General features: G+C 36.0%; 26 protein-coding genes. 2 read left to right on the top strand and 24 right to left on the bottom strand.

Translation table 11 applies throughout. The features are described 5' to 3' along the window. From Q0505_RS03960 to rpsL, 21 genes are all read right to left on the bottom strand, one after another. Nucleotides 1–210 (bottom strand): 50S ribosomal protein L18 (locus tag Q0505_RS03960; protein WP_299209105.1); only part of this gene is annotated, 210 nt, incomplete at its 3' end. Between the two features lie 10 nt (nt 211–220). Next, a complete protein-coding gene (gene rplF / locus Q0505_RS03955) occupies nt 221–763 on the bottom strand; it encodes a 50S ribosomal protein L6 (protein ID WP_299209103.1) in 543 nt (180 codons plus the stop codon). 20 nt (nt 764–783) lie between these two features. Continuing rightward, complete coding sequence (rpsH, locus tag Q0505_RS03950) at nt 784–1182, bottom strand: 30S ribosomal protein S8 (RefSeq protein WP_299209100.1); 399 nt, start codon at nt 1180–1182, stop codon at nt 784–786. 76 nt (nt 1183–1258) lie between these two features. Next, entirely contained in the window at nt 1259–1528 is a 270-nt protein-coding gene (rpsN, locus tag Q0505_RS03945; RefSeq protein WP_299209097.1) for a 30S ribosomal protein S14, read from the bottom strand. A 2-nt stretch (nt 1529–1530) separates the two neighbouring features. After that, complete coding sequence (gene rplE, locus Q0505_RS03940; RefSeq protein WP_299209094.1) at nt 1531–2082, bottom strand: 50S ribosomal protein L5; 552 nt, start codon at nt 2080–2082, stop codon at nt 1531–1533. A 2-nt stretch (nt 2083–2084) separates the two neighbouring features. Further along, complete coding sequence (gene rplX, locus Q0505_RS03935) at nt 2085–2396, bottom strand: 50S ribosomal protein L24 (RefSeq protein WP_299209091.1); 312 nt, start codon at nt 2394–2396, stop codon at nt 2085–2087. An 11-nt stretch (nt 2397–2407) separates the two neighbouring features. Beyond that, nucleotides 2408–2776: a 50S ribosomal protein L14 gene (rplN, locus tag Q0505_RS03930; protein WP_013751332.1), complete on the bottom strand. Its 369-nt coding sequence runs from the start codon at nt 2774–2776 to the stop codon at nt 2408–2410. Then, a complete protein-coding gene (gene rpsQ / locus Q0505_RS03925; protein WP_089373243.1) occupies nt 2776–3033 on the bottom strand; it encodes a 30S ribosomal protein S17 in 258 nt (85 codons plus the stop codon). Before rpsQ ends, rplN begins: the two co-directional genes overlap by 1 nt. An 11-nt stretch (nt 3034–3044) precedes the next feature. Further along, nucleotides 3045–3233 carry a 50S ribosomal protein L29 gene (gene rpmC / locus Q0505_RS03920; RefSeq protein ID WP_299209083.1) on the bottom strand — a complete coding sequence of 63 codons (189 nt, stop codon included), beginning with the start codon at nt 3231–3233 and terminating at the stop codon, nt 3045–3047. Between the two features lie 11 nt (nt 3234–3244). Beyond that, nucleotides 3245–3667, bottom strand: coding sequence for a 50S ribosomal protein L16 (gene rplP, locus Q0505_RS03915; RefSeq protein ID WP_299209080.1), 423 nt, complete (start codon nt 3665–3667; stop codon nt 3245–3247). Between the two features lie 20 nt (nt 3668–3687). Then, a complete protein-coding gene (gene rpsC, locus Q0505_RS03910; RefSeq protein WP_089373246.1) occupies nt 3688–4404 on the bottom strand; it encodes a 30S ribosomal protein S3 in 717 nt (238 codons plus the stop codon). A 4-nt stretch (nt 4405–4408) separates the two neighbouring features. Continuing rightward, a complete protein-coding gene (gene rplV, locus Q0505_RS03905) occupies nt 4409–4819 on the bottom strand; it encodes a 50S ribosomal protein L22 (RefSeq protein ID WP_299209070.1) in 411 nt (136 codons plus the stop codon). Nucleotides 4820–4827: 8 nt separating this feature from the next. Beyond that, a complete protein-coding gene (gene rpsS / locus Q0505_RS03900) occupies nt 4828–5106 on the bottom strand; it encodes a 30S ribosomal protein S19 (protein WP_299209067.1) in 279 nt (92 codons plus the stop codon). A gap of 6 nt (nt 5107–5112) precedes the next feature. Next, nucleotides 5113–5937: a 50S ribosomal protein L2 gene (gene rplB / locus Q0505_RS03895; protein ID WP_299209064.1), complete on the bottom strand. Its 825-nt coding sequence runs from the start codon at nt 5935–5937 to the stop codon at nt 5113–5115. Between the two features lie 9 nt (nt 5938–5946). Next, the gene (rplW, locus tag Q0505_RS03890; RefSeq protein WP_299209061.1) at nt 5947–6237 is read right to left on the bottom strand and encodes a 50S ribosomal protein L23; all 291 of its coding nucleotides are present in this window, start codon (nt 6235–6237) and stop codon (nt 5947–5949) included. Between the two features lie 5 nt (nt 6238–6242). Next, nucleotides 6243–6872: a 50S ribosomal protein L4 gene (gene rplD, locus Q0505_RS03885; protein WP_299209058.1), complete on the bottom strand. Its 630-nt coding sequence runs from the start codon at nt 6870–6872 to the stop codon at nt 6243–6245. Further along, the gene (rplC, locus tag Q0505_RS03880; protein WP_299209055.1) at nt 6872–7483 is read right to left on the bottom strand and encodes a 50S ribosomal protein L3; all 612 of its coding nucleotides are present in this window, start codon (nt 7481–7483) and stop codon (nt 6872–6874) included. The genes rplD and rplC overlap by 1 nt, the downstream gene beginning before the upstream one ends. A gap of 152 nt (nt 7484–7635) precedes the next feature. Continuing rightward, nucleotides 7636–7941, bottom strand: a complete 306-nt coding sequence (rpsJ, locus tag Q0505_RS03875; RefSeq protein ID WP_013073266.1) for a 30S ribosomal protein S10 — start codon at nt 7939–7941, stop codon at nt 7636–7638. Between the two features lie 11 nt (nt 7942–7952). Beyond that, on the bottom strand, nt 7953–10076 hold the full coding sequence (fusA, locus tag Q0505_RS03870; RefSeq protein ID WP_299209051.1) for an elongation factor G: 2124 nt from the start codon (nt 10074–10076) through the stop codon (nt 7953–7955). Nucleotides 10077–10079: 3 nt separating this feature from the next. Then, nucleotides 10080–10556 (bottom strand): 30S ribosomal protein S7, encoded by a 477-nt coding sequence (gene rpsG, locus Q0505_RS03865; protein ID WP_299209048.1) that lies wholly within the window; start codon nt 10554–10556, stop codon nt 10080–10082. A 26-nt stretch (nt 10557–10582) separates the two neighbouring features. After that, nucleotides 10583–10957 (bottom strand): 30S ribosomal protein S12, encoded by a 375-nt coding sequence (gene rpsL, locus Q0505_RS03860; protein ID WP_299209045.1) that lies wholly within the window; start codon nt 10955–10957, stop codon nt 10583–10585. A gap of 186 nt (nt 10958–11143) precedes the next feature. Between rpsL and Q0505_RS03855 the strand changes: the two genes are divergently transcribed. Next, on the top strand, nt 11144–12841 hold the full coding sequence (locus tag Q0505_RS03855) for a BamA/TamA family outer membrane protein (protein ID WP_299209042.1): 1698 nt from the start codon (nt 11144–11146) through the stop codon (nt 12839–12841). A gap of 100 nt (nt 12842–12941) precedes the next feature. On the opposite strand, the gene Q0505_RS03850 is transcribed toward Q0505_RS03855, so the two are convergent. From Q0505_RS03850 to Q0505_RS03840, 3 genes are read right to left on the bottom strand one after another with little or no spacing between them, the layout of a single operon-like run. Beyond that, nucleotides 12942–13328 (bottom strand): rhodanese-like domain-containing protein, encoded by a 387-nt coding sequence (locus Q0505_RS03850; RefSeq protein ID WP_299209039.1) that lies wholly within the window; start codon nt 13326–13328, stop codon nt 12942–12944. Between the two features lie 4 nt (nt 13329–13332). Further along, complete coding sequence (locus Q0505_RS03845) at nt 13333–13635, bottom strand: rhodanese-like domain-containing protein (RefSeq protein WP_299209037.1); 303 nt, start codon at nt 13633–13635, stop codon at nt 13333–13335. Between the two features lie 39 nt (nt 13636–13674). Next, the gene (locus Q0505_RS03840; RefSeq protein ID WP_299209034.1) at nt 13675–14082 is read right to left on the bottom strand and encodes a hypothetical protein; all 408 of its coding nucleotides are present in this window, start codon (nt 14080–14082) and stop codon (nt 13675–13677) included. 30 nt (nt 14083–14112) lie between these two features. Here Q0505_RS03840 and Q0505_RS03835 point away from each other — a divergent pair. Beyond that, on the top strand, nt 14113–14669 hold a 557-nt coding region (locus Q0505_RS03835; RefSeq protein WP_299209031.1), incomplete at its 3' end, for an AMP-binding protein.

Raw genomic sequence — 14669 nt, 5'->3', positions numbered from 1 at the left:
TGTTTCAGATTTACTAGAACCTAATGCAATTCCCTTGTCTCTAGAAGAAGCAGCGCCTAAAGTTTTACCAGATAAATCATCAATTATCTGTGCGTAAATCTCTTTATTACTTCTATATACACAGAGTCTAGGGCGCTCTGCAGTTCCAGAAATAGTCTTACGAATTCTCAAATGAATTCTATTTCTTTTTTCACTTTTTGATAATGCCATAACCTATGTATTATGCAGATTTACCTGCTTTTCTTCTAATAATCTCACCAACAAACTTAATACCTTTTCCTTTATACGGTTCAGGCTTACGGAAAGCACGTATTTTTGCAGCTACTTGCCCTACTAATTGTTTGTCGTAAGAAGTTAATTTTACGATTGGATTTTTACCTTTTTCAGATACAGTTTCCACATTTACCTCTGGAGCTATCTCTAAAACGATGTTGTGAGAAAAACCAACAGCTAAATCTAATTTTTGCCCTTGATTACTTGCACGATATCCTACTCCAATAAGCTCTAATTCTTTGGTCCATCCTTTTGACACTCCTTCAATCATATTAAAAATAAGCGAACGATACAAACCGTGCTTAGCTCTAACATCTTTTTTATCAGAAGGTCTTTCAAGAGTTATTGTTCCGTCTTCTACTTTTATAGTAATTTCTGAAAACTCTTGTGTAAGTTCACCTAATTTTCCTTTTACGGTTACAATCCCTTCAGCTACGTTTACAGTAACACCATCTGGAATTGTAATTGGACTTTTACCTATTCTTGACATTTCTTTGTCTTTTTAACTGATTAGTAAACGTAACAAAGTACTTCGCCACCTACATTCGCTTGATGCGCTTGCTTTCCTGTCATTACTCCTTTCGAAGTAGAGACAATAGCAATACCCAAACCATTCAATATACGAGGTATATCTGAAGATGAAGCGTATTTACGTAAACCAGGTTTACTTATTCTTTGAATATCTCTTATTACAGATTCTTTTGTATTCCCATCATACTTCAAAGCAATTTTGATAGTATCTTGAGATGTACCTTTTTCAAATTTGTAACTTAAAATGTAACCTTGGTCAAATAAGATTTTAGTCATCTCCTTTTTCAAGTTTGATGCTGGAATCTCAACGACTCTGTGATTTGCTGCAGCTGCATTTCTAATTCTAGTTAGAAAATCTGCAATTGGATCTGTATTCATTTATCTATTTTTCAGCAGTGGTTTTTTACTTTATTGCTTTCGCGAAAGCAAAACCTTCCACCAGTTTATATTCAATTTACCAACTAGCTTTTTTAACACCTGGTATAAGACCTTGGTTTGCCATTTCTCTGAATGTAACACGAGAAAGACCAAATTGTCTCATATATCCCCTTGGACGACCTGTTAACTTACAACGGTTGTGCTGACGGATAGGAGAGGCATTTTTAGGCAACTTTTGTAAAGCTTCATAATCGCCAGCTTCTTTTAAAGCTTTGCGTTTTTCTGCATACTTAGCTACTGTCTTTGCTCTTTTCACCTCACGGGCTTTCATTGATTCTTTAGCCATAATTAATTCTTTTTGAAAGGTAACCCTAGTTCTGTTAACAATGATTTTGCTTCCTTATCGGTAGCTGCAGAAGTTTCAAAGGTAATATTCATACCCTCAATCTTCTTAATTCTATCGATATTAATCTCAGGAAAGATAATTTGTTCAGTAATTCCCATACTATAATTACCTCTACCGTCAAATCCAGTAGCATTTATTCCTCCAAAGTCTCTTACTCGTGGAAGTGCAGATGTAATCAATCTATCAAGAAATTCATACATACGTTCCCCACGTAAAGTTACTTTTGTTCCTATTGGCATTCCTTTACGTAGCTTAAAAGAAGCAACGTCTTTCTTTGAAATGGTAGCGATAGCTCTTTGCCCTGTTATTAGGGTAAGTTCTTCCACTGCATTTTCTACCAATTTTTTATCAGCAACAGCAGCTCCTACACCTCTAGATACAACGATCTTATTAAGCTTAGGAACTTGCATAATGTTATTATAGCCAAATTCTTCTGTAAGAGAGGCCGTTATTCGGTCTTTAAACTCTTGTTTTAATCTTGGTACGTATCCCATGACTATATGATTTCGTTTGTTGTTTTAGCGAAACGAACCTTCTTATCTCCTTCCATACGGAAACCTACACGAGTAGCTTTACCGTTTTTGTCTATTAAAGACACATTAGAAATTTGAAGAGGTGCTTCTTTTTCTTTAATACCACCTTGAGGATTTGCAGCACTAGGCTTTTCATGTTTTTTAACCATGTTTACACCCTCTACGATAACTTTATTTTTATCTGTAAATACCTTAGCTACCTTACCTTCTTTCCCTTTTTGGGCTCCAGCCGTAACACGAACGGTATCTCCTGATTTAATTTTAAGTTTTGCCATCTTCTTATGTATTAAAGCACTTCAGGTGCTAATGATACAATCTTCATGAATTGTTTATCACGAAGTTCTCTTGCTACTGGTCCAAAAACACGAGTTCCTCGCATTTCGCCTTGAGCGTTTAAAAGAACACAAGCGTTATCGTCAAAACGAATATATGATCCATCTGGACGACGCACTTCTTTCTTAGTACGCACAACTACTGCTGTAGATACGGCTCCCTTTTTAATCTGGCCGTTGGGAGTTGCATCTTTTACAGACACCACTATTTTGTCCCCTACAGAAGCATATCTTCTCTTAGTACCTCCTAACACACGGATTGTCAAAACTTCTTTTGCTCCTGTGTTATCTGCTACTTTTAATCTTGATTCTTGCTGTAACATTACTTAGCTCTTTCAATGATTTCTACTAATCTCCAACATTTTGATTTACTCATAGGACGAGTTTCCATAATCCTAACAGTATCTCCTTCGTTGCAGTCGTTTGTTTCGTCGTGTGCTACGTATTTCTTCGTTTTTAAAACGAATTTACCATACATAGGGTGTTTTACTTTTTTAACCTCAGACACAACAATTGATTTTTGCATCTTGTTACTAGTTACTACACCAATACGCTCTTTTCTTAAATTTCTTTTTTCCATCTTAAGCAGCGTTATTGTTCTCTTTTAGTTAATTCAGTTGCTATTCTTGCGACAGTACGTCTTAAAGCACGCAATTGAATAGGATTCTCTAATGGAGAAATTGTATGTGCCATTTTAAGATCTGAATAAGATCTTCTAGCTTTTCCAAGTTCTTCTTGTAATTCCGCTACAGATAATCCTTTTACTTCTGATTGTTTCATTATCTTATAATTTATTCAGCTGAAAAGTCTCTAGCTACAATATACTTTGTTCTCACAGGAAGCTTTTGCGCCGCAAGTCTGAGTGCTTCTTTAGCCACTGGCTCAGGCACTCCACCTACTTCAAACAATATGCGTCCAGGTTTCACTACAGCTGCCCAATATTCTACAGCACCTTTACCCTTACCCATACGTACCTCTAGAGGTTTTTTAGTAATAGGCTTGTCCGGAAAGATTTTGATCCATAATTGACCTTCTCTTTTCATGTAACGTGTTGCGGCAATACGAGCTGCTTCTATTTGTCTAGCAGTAATGAAACTAGAGTCTGTTGACTTAATTCCAAAAGTTCCATTTGAAAGTGTGTGCCCTCTTTGAGAGAGACCTTTCATACGACCCTTTTGCTGCTTACGAAATTTTGTTTTTTTAGGCTGTAACATTTTCTTGTTCTTTTAAAAAATTACTTTCTACGGCGAGATCCGCGGTTATCTTTACCCGAACCACCTTTACCTGATTTCTTTTGCAAACCAACTAACGGAGAAAGTTCCCTTTTGCCATATACTTCACCTTTCATAATCCATACTTTGATACCCAATCTACCATACGTAGTGTGAGCTTCAACCAAAGCATAATCTATGTCGGCTCTAAATGTTGATAAAGGAATACGTCCATCTTTATAAGACTCAGAACGTGCCATTTCAGCACCATTCAAACGTCCAGAAATTTGGATTTTAATACCCTCTGCATTCATACGCATTGCAGCCGCAATTGCCATCTTAATTGCACGACGGAAAGAAATACGACTTTCAATCTGACGAGCAACACTAGATCCCACCAAGAACGCATCAAGTTCTGGTCGTTTGATTTCATGGATATTAATTTGTACTTCTTTTTCAGTAATCTTCTTAAGCTCTTCTTTTAACTTGTCTACCTCTTGACCACCTTTTCCGATAATGATACCAGGTCTAGCAGTAGTGATAGTAACGGTTACAAGTTTAAGCGTACGCTCAATGATTACACGTGACACACTAGCTTTACTTAAACGAGCGTGAATATATCGTCTAATCTTATCGTCTTCGGCAAGTTTATCACCGTAGTCGTTACCACCGTACCAGTTAGATTCCCATCCTCTGATAATTCCTAGGCGATTTCCGATTGGATTTGTCTTCTGTCCCATCTAATTAATTGCTTTGTGTGTTATCGTTTGCAGCAAGCACGACTGTTACGTGATTACTACGTTTTCTTATTCTATGTGCACGACCTTGTGGTGCTGGACGAAGTCTTTTTAACATCGCTCCACTATCCACTTTGATCTCTTTAATAAAAAGGTCTGCGTCTTCAAGACTCGCATCTTCATTCTTTGCCTCCCAGTTTGCAATGGCAGAAAGAACAAGCTTCTCAACTTTACGAGATGCTTCCTTATTACTAAACTTTAACAATTGAAGTGCTCTCTCCACCTTTGCGCCGCGTATCATATCTGCTACTAAACGCATTTTACGAGGTGAAGTCGGGCAGTTATTCAATTTCGCGAAGGCAATTTGCTTATTAGCTGCCTTGCGCGCTTCTGCTGATTCTCTTTTACGAACTCCCATGACTTCAATTATTTTTTACCTTTATTTTTTGCACCACCATGTCCTCTGTAAGAACGTGTTGGTGAAAATTCTCCTAATTTATGCCCTACCATGTTTTCAGTAACGTATACTGGAACAAATTGGCGACCATTATGTACTGCTATTGTTTGCCCCACAAAATCTGGGGTAATCATTGAAGCTCTAGACCATGTTTTAATCACAGTCTTTTTATTGCCTTCAACGTTTGCAGCAACTTTCTTTTCTAACTTATAGTGAACGTAAGGTCCTTTTTTTAATGAACGTGCCATATCTTATTATTTCTTTCTACGTTCTACAATATATTTATTACTCGATTTCGTCTTAGAACGCGTTCTATAACCTTTAGCAGGTATACCGTTTCTACTACGAGGATGTCCTCCAGAAGACTTACCTTCTCCACCTCCCATTGGGTGATCAACAGGGTTCATCACTACTGGACGTACACGAGGTCTTCTTCCTAACCAACGGCTTCTACCCGCTTTACCAGATACAAGCAATTGATGATCACTATTAGATACTGCTCCGATAGTTGCCATACAAGTAACAAGAATCAATCTTGTTTCGCCTGACGGTAATTTAACCGTTGCAAACTTACCATCACGTGCCATTAATTGTGCAAAAGCACCAGCACTACGAGCCATAACAGCCCCTTGTCCTGGACGCAATTCTATACAAGAAATGATAGTACCTAATGGAATATCTGAAAGTGGCATTGCATTCCCAATTTCTGGAGCTACATTAGAACCAGAGACTAGATTTTGACCTACCTGAAGACCGTTTTGAGCTATCACATAACGCTTTTCACCATCTTGATAGTTAAGAAGCGCAATAAATGCAGTTCTGTTTGGATCATATTGAATTGAATCTACTGTAGCAGGAATTCCTTCCTTGTTACGTTTAAAATCAATAATACGATACCTTCTTTTATGACCTCCACCAAGCTGGCGTACGGTCATCTTTCCTGTGTTGTTTCTACCTCCTGAGCGTTTTCTTGGAGCCAAAAGGCTCTTTTCTGGCTTATCAGTTGTAATCTGGTCGAAACCATTTACAACTCTAAATCGCTGCCCTGGAGTGATAGGTTTTAGTTTTCTTACTGACATTTTAAAAAATTAAATGTTGTTATAAAAATCTATTGTATCACCTTCCGCCAACTGTACAATTGCTTTTTTGATTGCATTTGTTTTACCAGTAATAACCCCAGATTTCGTATTACGAGATTTGCGATCTGGACGGACATTCATTGTTCGAACTTTCTCAACTGAAACACCATAAGCAGACTCAACCGCTTTCTTAATTTCAACCTTATTTGTTCTCATACTTACTTCGAAAGTATAGCGGTTATTCACCTCACTATCCATCGTAGCTTTTTCCGTAATAACAGGTTTTATTAAAATACTCATGTCTCTTATTTAGCTAAGTTAGTCTCAATACCTTCTAAAGAACCTTCAATAAACACAAGATTATTAGCATTCATAATCTTATAAGTACTTAATTCTGAACTTGTTATAACTTCAGAGCCCTTTAAATTGCGTGACGACAAATATACATTATTATTTGACTCTCCCAACACTATCAATGATTTTTTATTCTCAAGACCTAATGCCTTAAGAAAGCTAATAAAATCTTTAGTCTTTGGAGTTTCAAAATTAAAGTCTTCTACGACTGTAATTGCCTTATCATTAGCCTTTAGAGAAAGTGCTGAACGACGTGCCAATCTTTTCATTCCTTTATTAAGTTTGAACGAATAATTTCTTGGTCTAGGACCAAACATTCTTCCTCCTCCTTTAAACACACCAGACTTAATACTACCTGCACGGGCTGTACCAGTTCCTTTTTGTTTTTTAATCTTACGAGTAGATCCTGAAATTTCAGCTCTCTCTTTTGCCTTATGAGTTCCTTGACGTTGGTTAGCAAGATATTGCTTAACGTCTAAGTATACAGCATGATTGTTAGGCTCAATAGCAAAAACAGCATCAGAAAGGTTTGCCTCTCTCCCTGTTTCTTTTCCTTTAATATCTAAAACTGCTACTTTCATTATTTTTGAATGGTTACATAAGCGTTTTTGTGACCAGGGACACATCCTTTCACGACAAGTAGATTTTTATCTGCAACTACTTTTAAAACTCTTAAATTTTGAACTTTCACTTGATCACCTCCCATACGTCCTGCCATACGCATTCCTTTGAATACACGAGCAGGATAAGAAGCAGCACCGATAGAACCTGGAGCTCTCAAACGGTTATGTTGACCATGAGTTGCTTGTCCTACCCCGGCAAAACCGTGACGCTTAACAACACCTTGAAAACCTTTACCTTTTGTTGTACCAGATACATCCACAAACTCACCTTCTTCAAAGTGATCTACAGTAATTGCATCTCCTAATTTAAAACTTCCTTCAAATCCTTGAAACTCGACAACTTTGCGTTTTGCAACCGTACCTGCTTTTTTAGCGTGACCGCTAGCAGCTTTGTTTGCCTTTTTTGCGTCATCGAAACCAAGTTGAAGGGCTTCATACCCGTCAGTTTCTGTGGTTCTGACTTGGGTAACTACGCAGGGACCTACCTCTAAGACTGTACATGGAATGTTTTTCCCATTTTCGTCAAAGATGCTGGTCATACCTACTTTTTTTCCGATTAACCCAGACATATTTATTTATATTAATTATTAAAAAATCTATTCAAAAAAAACAGGGTCAAATACGTTCAACCCTGAATGTATTTTTTCCGTTTTTCCTTTGCACGCAGCTCAGGACATTTTTATAGAGATGAGTACGCTTTCGCGAAAGCGCACTCAACCTATCACACTTTTATCTCTACTTCTACTCCACTAGGTAATTCTAACTTCATTAACGCATCGATCGTTTTTGAAGAAGAACTATAAATATCTAGTAAGCGCTTGTAAGAGCTAAGCTCAAACTGCTCACGAGATTTCTTATTTACGTGTGGAGAACGTAGTACTGTAAAAATTTTCTTATGTGTAGGAAGTGGAATTGGTCCAGTTACTACAGCTCCAGTTGTTTTTACTGTCTTTACAATTTTCTCAGCAGACTTATCTACTAAGTTGTGGTCGTAAGACTTTAATTTGATTCTTATTTTTTGACTCATATCCTTAGTAATTAGTTTGTTCCTTTAGATGCTGCAATTACCTCTTCTGATATATTAGAAGGTGTTTCTGCATAGTGAGAAAATTCCATTGTTGATGTTGCACGTCCAGAAGATAATGTTCTTAATGTAGTTACATATCCAAACATTTCTGAAAGAGGCACTAAAGCTTTTACTGTTTTTGCACCAGCTCTATCACCCATATCATTCACTTGTCCTCTACGACGATTTAAATCTCCTACTATATCCCCCATATTCTCTTCAGGAGTAATTACCTCAAGTTTCATAATAGGCTCCATAATTACTGCCTTGGCAGCTTTTGCTGAATTTTTAAATCCAAGTTTAGCAGCAAGTTCAAACGATAATTGGTCAGAATCTACATCATGGTAAGACCCATCTCTAAGCGTTACTTTCATAGAATCTACTTCATAACCAGCTAAAGGTCCATTTACCATGGCCATTTTGAATCCTTTCTCTATTGAAGGAATGAATTCTTTAGGTACGTTACCACCTTTAATAACTGATTCAAACTGAAGACCAACTACGCCTTCATCTGCTGGCTCAATCGTAAATACGATATCTGCAAATTTACCACGACCCCCAGATTGCTTCTTGTACACCTCTCTATGATCTGCTGCTGCAGTAATAGCTTCTTTGTACTCAACCTGTGGCTGACCTTGATTTACCTCTACCTTAAATTCACGTCTTAAACGATCTACAATAACGTCTAAGTGAAGTTCTCCCATTCCAGATATAATGGTCTGTCCTGAAGCTTCATCTGAACGTACTGTAAATGTTGGATCCTCTTCTGCTAACTTTGCTAAACCAATACCTAGTTTATCAACATCTGCCTTCGTCTTTGGCTCAACCGCAATACCAATTACTGGATCAGGGAAGTCCATAGATTCTAAAATTATAGGATGCTTTTCATCCGAAAGCGTATCTCCTGTTTTAATAGATTTAAATCCAACAGCAGCTCCAATATCTCCAGCTTCTATATAATCGATTGCTTTTTGTTTATTAGCATGCATCTGATAGATACGAGAAATACGTTCTTTTTTACCAGAACGATTATTCAACACATACGAACCAGCGTCTAAACGACCAGAGTATGCGCGGAAAAATGCTAAACGACCTACAAAAGGATCTGTCGCAATTTTAAATGCTAAAGCCGCAAAAGGCTCTTTTACATCTGGCTTACGTAATTCTTCTTTTTCTGTATCTGGGTTTACACCTACAATACCTTCCTTGTCCATAGGAGAAGGTAAGTAACGACATACTGCATCCAAAAGGAACTGAACTCCTTTATTCTTAAATGCAGATCCACAAATCATAGGAATGATAGACATATCCATTACAGCAGCACGAAGCGCAGCATGCACTTCATCTTCAGTAATAGAATCTTCATCCTCCATATATTTCTCAAGTAGATTCTCATCGTACGCAGCAACTTCTTCAATAAGTTTACCACGAAGCATTTTTGCCTCTTCTTTAAGATCTTCAGGAATATCAACAACATCAAATGTTGCTCCCATTCCTTCTTCATGCCAAACAATAGCACGGTTTTTTACTAAATCAACAATTCCCTTAAAGTCTTCTTCATCACCAATATTTAATACGATAGGTACTGCATTAGAACCAAGCATATCTTTTACTTGCTGACATACTTCAAGAAAATTAGACCCTTGACGGTCCATTTTATTTACAAAACCAATACGTGGCACTTTGTAATTATCTGCTAGTCTCCAGTTTGTTTCTGATTGAGGCTCAACACCATCAACAGCACTAAACAAGAATACTAATCCATCAAGTACACGTAATGAACGGTTTACTTCAACCGTAAAATCAACGTGACCTGGAGTATCTATTATATTAAAATGGTAATCTTTTGTATCAGGAAGCGGTTCAGCATTTTCCAAAGGAAATTTCCACGTACATGTAGTTGCCGCAGAAGTAATCGTGATACCACGCTCTTGCTCTTGCTCCATCCAGTCCATTGTTGCAGCACCATCATGCACTTCTCCAATTTTATGGCTTACACCTGTATAATAAAGAATACGTTCAGTAGTAGTAGTTTTTCCTGCATCAATGTGAGCAGCAATACCTATATTTCTAGTGAATTTTAAATCTCTTGCCATTTCTTAGAATCTAAAGTGTGAAAATGCTTTGTTTGCTTCTGCCATTTTGTGCGTATCAGTACGCTTCTTAACAGCAGCACCTTCTTCTTTTGCTGCAGCAAGAATTTCTGAAGCAAGTTTAGAAGCCATTGACTTTTCGTTTCTTTTTCTTGCAAATCCAATTAACCACTTCATAGCGGTTGAGATCTTACGATCTGGACGAATTTGCATAGGGATTTGGAAAGTTGCCCCTCCTACTCGACGGCTACGTACTTCTACGTGTGGCATTACATTAGATAATGCATCTTTCCACAACTCAAGTGCTGTTTTCTCGTCGTCTGTTTTCTTTTCTTCTACGATATCAATTGCATCGTAAAAAACTTTAAAGGCTACCGATTTTTTACCGTCCCACATCATCATGTTAACGAATCGAGTTACTAACTGATCGTTAAAACGTGGATCTGGCAAAAGTGGTCTCTTTTTGGCCTGTTTTTTTCTCATTTCTTCTCTTTAAAAGTGTTGATGATTTACTTTTTAGGGCGTTTTGCACCATATTTAGATCTCGATTGCGTTCTTCCTGCAACACCAGCGGTGTCTAAGGCTCCACGCACAATGTGATATCTAACTCCTGGCAAATCTTTTACCCTTCCACCTCTAACCAATACTATCGAGTGCTCTTGAAGATTGTGTCCCTCACCTCCGATGTATGCATTCACCTCTTTCCCATTTGTTAAACGAACACGCGCAACTTTACGCATAGCCGAGTTTGGTTTCTTAGGTGTAGTCGTGTAAACACGAGTACATACGCCGCGGCGTTGTGGGCACGAATCTAAGGCAGCCGATTTACTCTTCTTGGTTATTTTGACTCTTCCTTTTCGTACTAATTGTGAAATTGTTGGCATAATTTCTTTCTACCTAAAATTTGTTATAAATTAACTAACCCTCATTTAAGGGCTTGCAAAAGTACAACTATTTTAAGAGTAATCAAATATTAGATCATTTATTTTGAAAGGGTTTCTCATTAAATCTCCTTTAAAACACTTTTTACCTTCAAAAACCGTTAGCTTTACATTAAAAACTAGATCTGTTTGAGACGTTTTATTTACATGCTTTTTACCTTATATATAACGAGTACTTCTTATTGCACAGCTCAAGAAGAAAAGCTTATCCTCACTATAAAAGGAGAATCTCCTACAGAGACAAAAATAATTGACAGTATTGGGTATCCAACTATATTTAAAGAATTAACCCCATTATATAAAACCATAGACAGTCTAAAAACCACGTTATCTCAATTAGGCTATGTAGATATTACAGAAAAAAGGACTAAAGACAGTGATTCTTCTTATTCCTCTCAAATGAATCTAGGTAAACACTATAAATATGTCAAAATATATGTGGGTCAGGATCCATCTGTAAATACCTATCTCAAAAAAGCAGCTATTAAGATTAAGAATGATAGTATTCTTGTGGAGACCGCTTTCGCGAAAGCGGTATTAGAAAATCTAACCGCCATAGCTGCAAATAGCGGAAATCCTTTTACTAGTTTTCAAATAAAATCACTCTCCAAAGACACAACAAACACTCTTAAAGGTGTACTTTTTATAGAACAGGATATGAATCGCTACGCAAATCGTATCATTATAAATGGATACAAAAAAGCACCAAAAGGGTTTGTAAAATATTATGCGAGAATCCGAGAAGGAAAATTATTTAATCAAAAAGAGCTCTTAGAACAAAATGAGCGATTGAATGCTCTTAGCTTTATTACCTCAAAGAAAGATCCACAAGTATTATTTACAAAAGATAGTACCACTATTTATTTTTATTTGGAAAGAAAAGTCAATAATCGCTTTGATGGATTTTTAGGATTTGCAACTAATGAAGAGACTAACAGACTTCAATTGGATGGGTATATAGATCTTATCCTGACCAATAACCTTAATTACGGGGAGACGCTATTACTAAATTATAAAAGCGATGGTGATGATCAGACACAACTAAATGTAAAAGCCACCTTACCCTACCTATTTGGGAGTCCACTGGGTGTTGAAACACAATTATCATTATTTAGAAGAGACAGTACTTTTTCTGAAAATAGCCAAGAGGCGAGTTTATTTTATCAAATCAGTGCTAATCATACAGTTTCTTTAGGCTATAAATCAAAACAGTCTGAAGATCTTATCGAGTCTGTAGATACATCCAATGAAATCATAGAAGATTACACACAACAACGAATTTTAGGAGGTTTTAGATATTCAAAACTACAGTCAGATTTTTTCTTCCCTATTAAAACAGAATTCATCGTAGAAAGTCAATTTGGAAATAGAGTCTCTTCTGAAATTAAAGAAGAGCAAATAAATGTAGATGCTATAGCTAGTCATATTTTTAAACTGAATGAAGCCAATCAAATTTATCTTAAAAACAGAACACAAATCTTACTATCTGACTCCTATCTTACCAATGAACAATATCGGTTTGGGGGAATTACAAGCATAAGAGGTTTTGAAGAGAATAGTATTTTTGCCAATCTTGTAAGCACCTTAAACACAGAGTATCGATATGTACTCAACTCCAGTATCTATGTGCATAGTATTATAGATCTTGCTTATTTTGAAAATGAGATTACCAATCAAAAAGAAAAACTAGTAAGCTTTGGACTTGGTGCAGGATTACGGACAAAAGCAGGTATTTTTAACATCAACCTTGCCAATGGAAAAACAGAAAATCAGACCTTCCGTTTTGCAAACACAAAGCTTCATTTTCAGTTAGCCATCCGTTTTTAAAAAGACTTAAAGAAAAAATACATTGGTTGTAAACTAAAAAAGCAAAGTCAATGTTCGCTTTTTTATATAGTTTGTAGTTGTACGTAAAAACTTTCAATCGTCATTCTACGCTGTTACCTTCTGATATCCATTGAGAAATCCCTCCATTCAAGTCATATACTTTTTCAAAACCCGCTTTTTCTAATAAAGATGCGCATTTTGCACTTCTACCCCCTTTTTGACAGTATACGTACACAGGTTTTGCTTTGTCGAGATTTGCTACTTGTGCTTCCCAATCATCGCCTTGATACACGATGTTTTTTGCATTCTTAATATGATTAGTCGCATATTCATTACGCGTACGAACATCTATAAGCTGTACAGATTCTTCTTTCAGCACTTCCTTCATCTCTTGAACAGAAATGATTTCTACGCGAGGTGTTGTTGATTTTTCTTTACAAGAGATACAAACAACAACAATACATAAGGATAAAATAAAACGTGTCATATAATTAATCTTCTACCCAAGCGGTATAACCGCCTAGCATATTATAGGTATTTTCAAAGCCAAGTTGTCCCATAATAGCACAAGCTTGTCCACTACGATTTCCTGAACGACAATAAATATAATAATTTTTTTTAGTATCTAATTTTTTTACTTCGTCTATAAATCCTTGTCCCATAAATATATCTAGGTGAAGTGAATTCTCTAAAGCGCCTTCATCTACTTCATCTTGTGTACGCACATCTAAAATAACTGCATTATCATCATTTGCAATAAGGGATTTCCATTCTTGTATTGTTATATCTTTCATGTATGTATGTTTATTTTCAAGTTATTAATTTAATTGTTCCTAATTCTGTCTCTTTAATATAGCCATATATATTCGTTTTGATCGGGCGATAGATGTATATATTAAAGACCCATATCCTCCTCCACAAGGCACATGGTAAGTTTTTGCTGCATCTAATTCCGTGCTATTTGAGCAAACCTCATTGTGACTTGTAACAAACTCACCTTCTACTTGAGGCTCCAATACAACGGTAGTCCGAGTAGCTTTTGCCAGATCTACTTGACCACTTACTAAGTCTGCATGAAAATGAATTGAATATATATATGTAATTGTACTTTTATTTTCTTTTGCAAGGTCAAGATAGAATTTCACTTCTCGAAAAGGATCTATAAGAACAGCTTCTCCTTGCGAACTTATAAAATAAGCTCCTTGCGCTAAGAATTTCGCATATAGCTGCTCTAAGATCATTTATACTTTTAATTTTTAAGTTACAAAATAATGTCTATCTTTAAGAAGTTAAACGAATTTAAAAACAGAACTGCCATCATATTGGATGGAAATGAAGTAATTACTTATTCTAAATTACTAAAAGACTCGAAAAATGTTACTGACAAAATTAAAAAGAGATCATTAATTCTTATATTGGGAGGCAATAATTACGAAACAATTTCGTCGTATGTTGGATTGATAAATGTAAAATCAGTAATTTTAATGTTGGATAAGAATATATCTCAAAGTTTTTTGGTAGATATAATTAAAGATTATAAACCAAACTTTATATTTTCACCAAAACAAAGAGTAATTCCTAAAAGTTATACGATATTTTATGATTTTAAAGATTATAAAATTCTTAAACAAAATATTAATAGTGAGATTAAATTAAACAAAGATTTGTCTGTACTGCTAACCACATCTGGAACTACCGGGAGTAAAAAATTTGTTAAACAATCGTATAAAAATTATGAAGATAATTCAAAAAAAATTATAGATAGTCTTGGAATTAAAAAAAATTCTACAGTAATAACAACTTTACCAATTAGTTATACATTTGGTCT

It is taken from the genome of uncultured Dokdonia sp. (genome assembly GCF_937910895.1).
Lineage (GTDB): Bacteria > Bacteroidota > Bacteroidia > Flavobacteriales > Flavobacteriaceae > Dokdonia.
The sequence above is the reverse complement of the archived record's forward strand: the minus strand, read 5'-3'. Positions and strand labels throughout refer to the sequence as shown.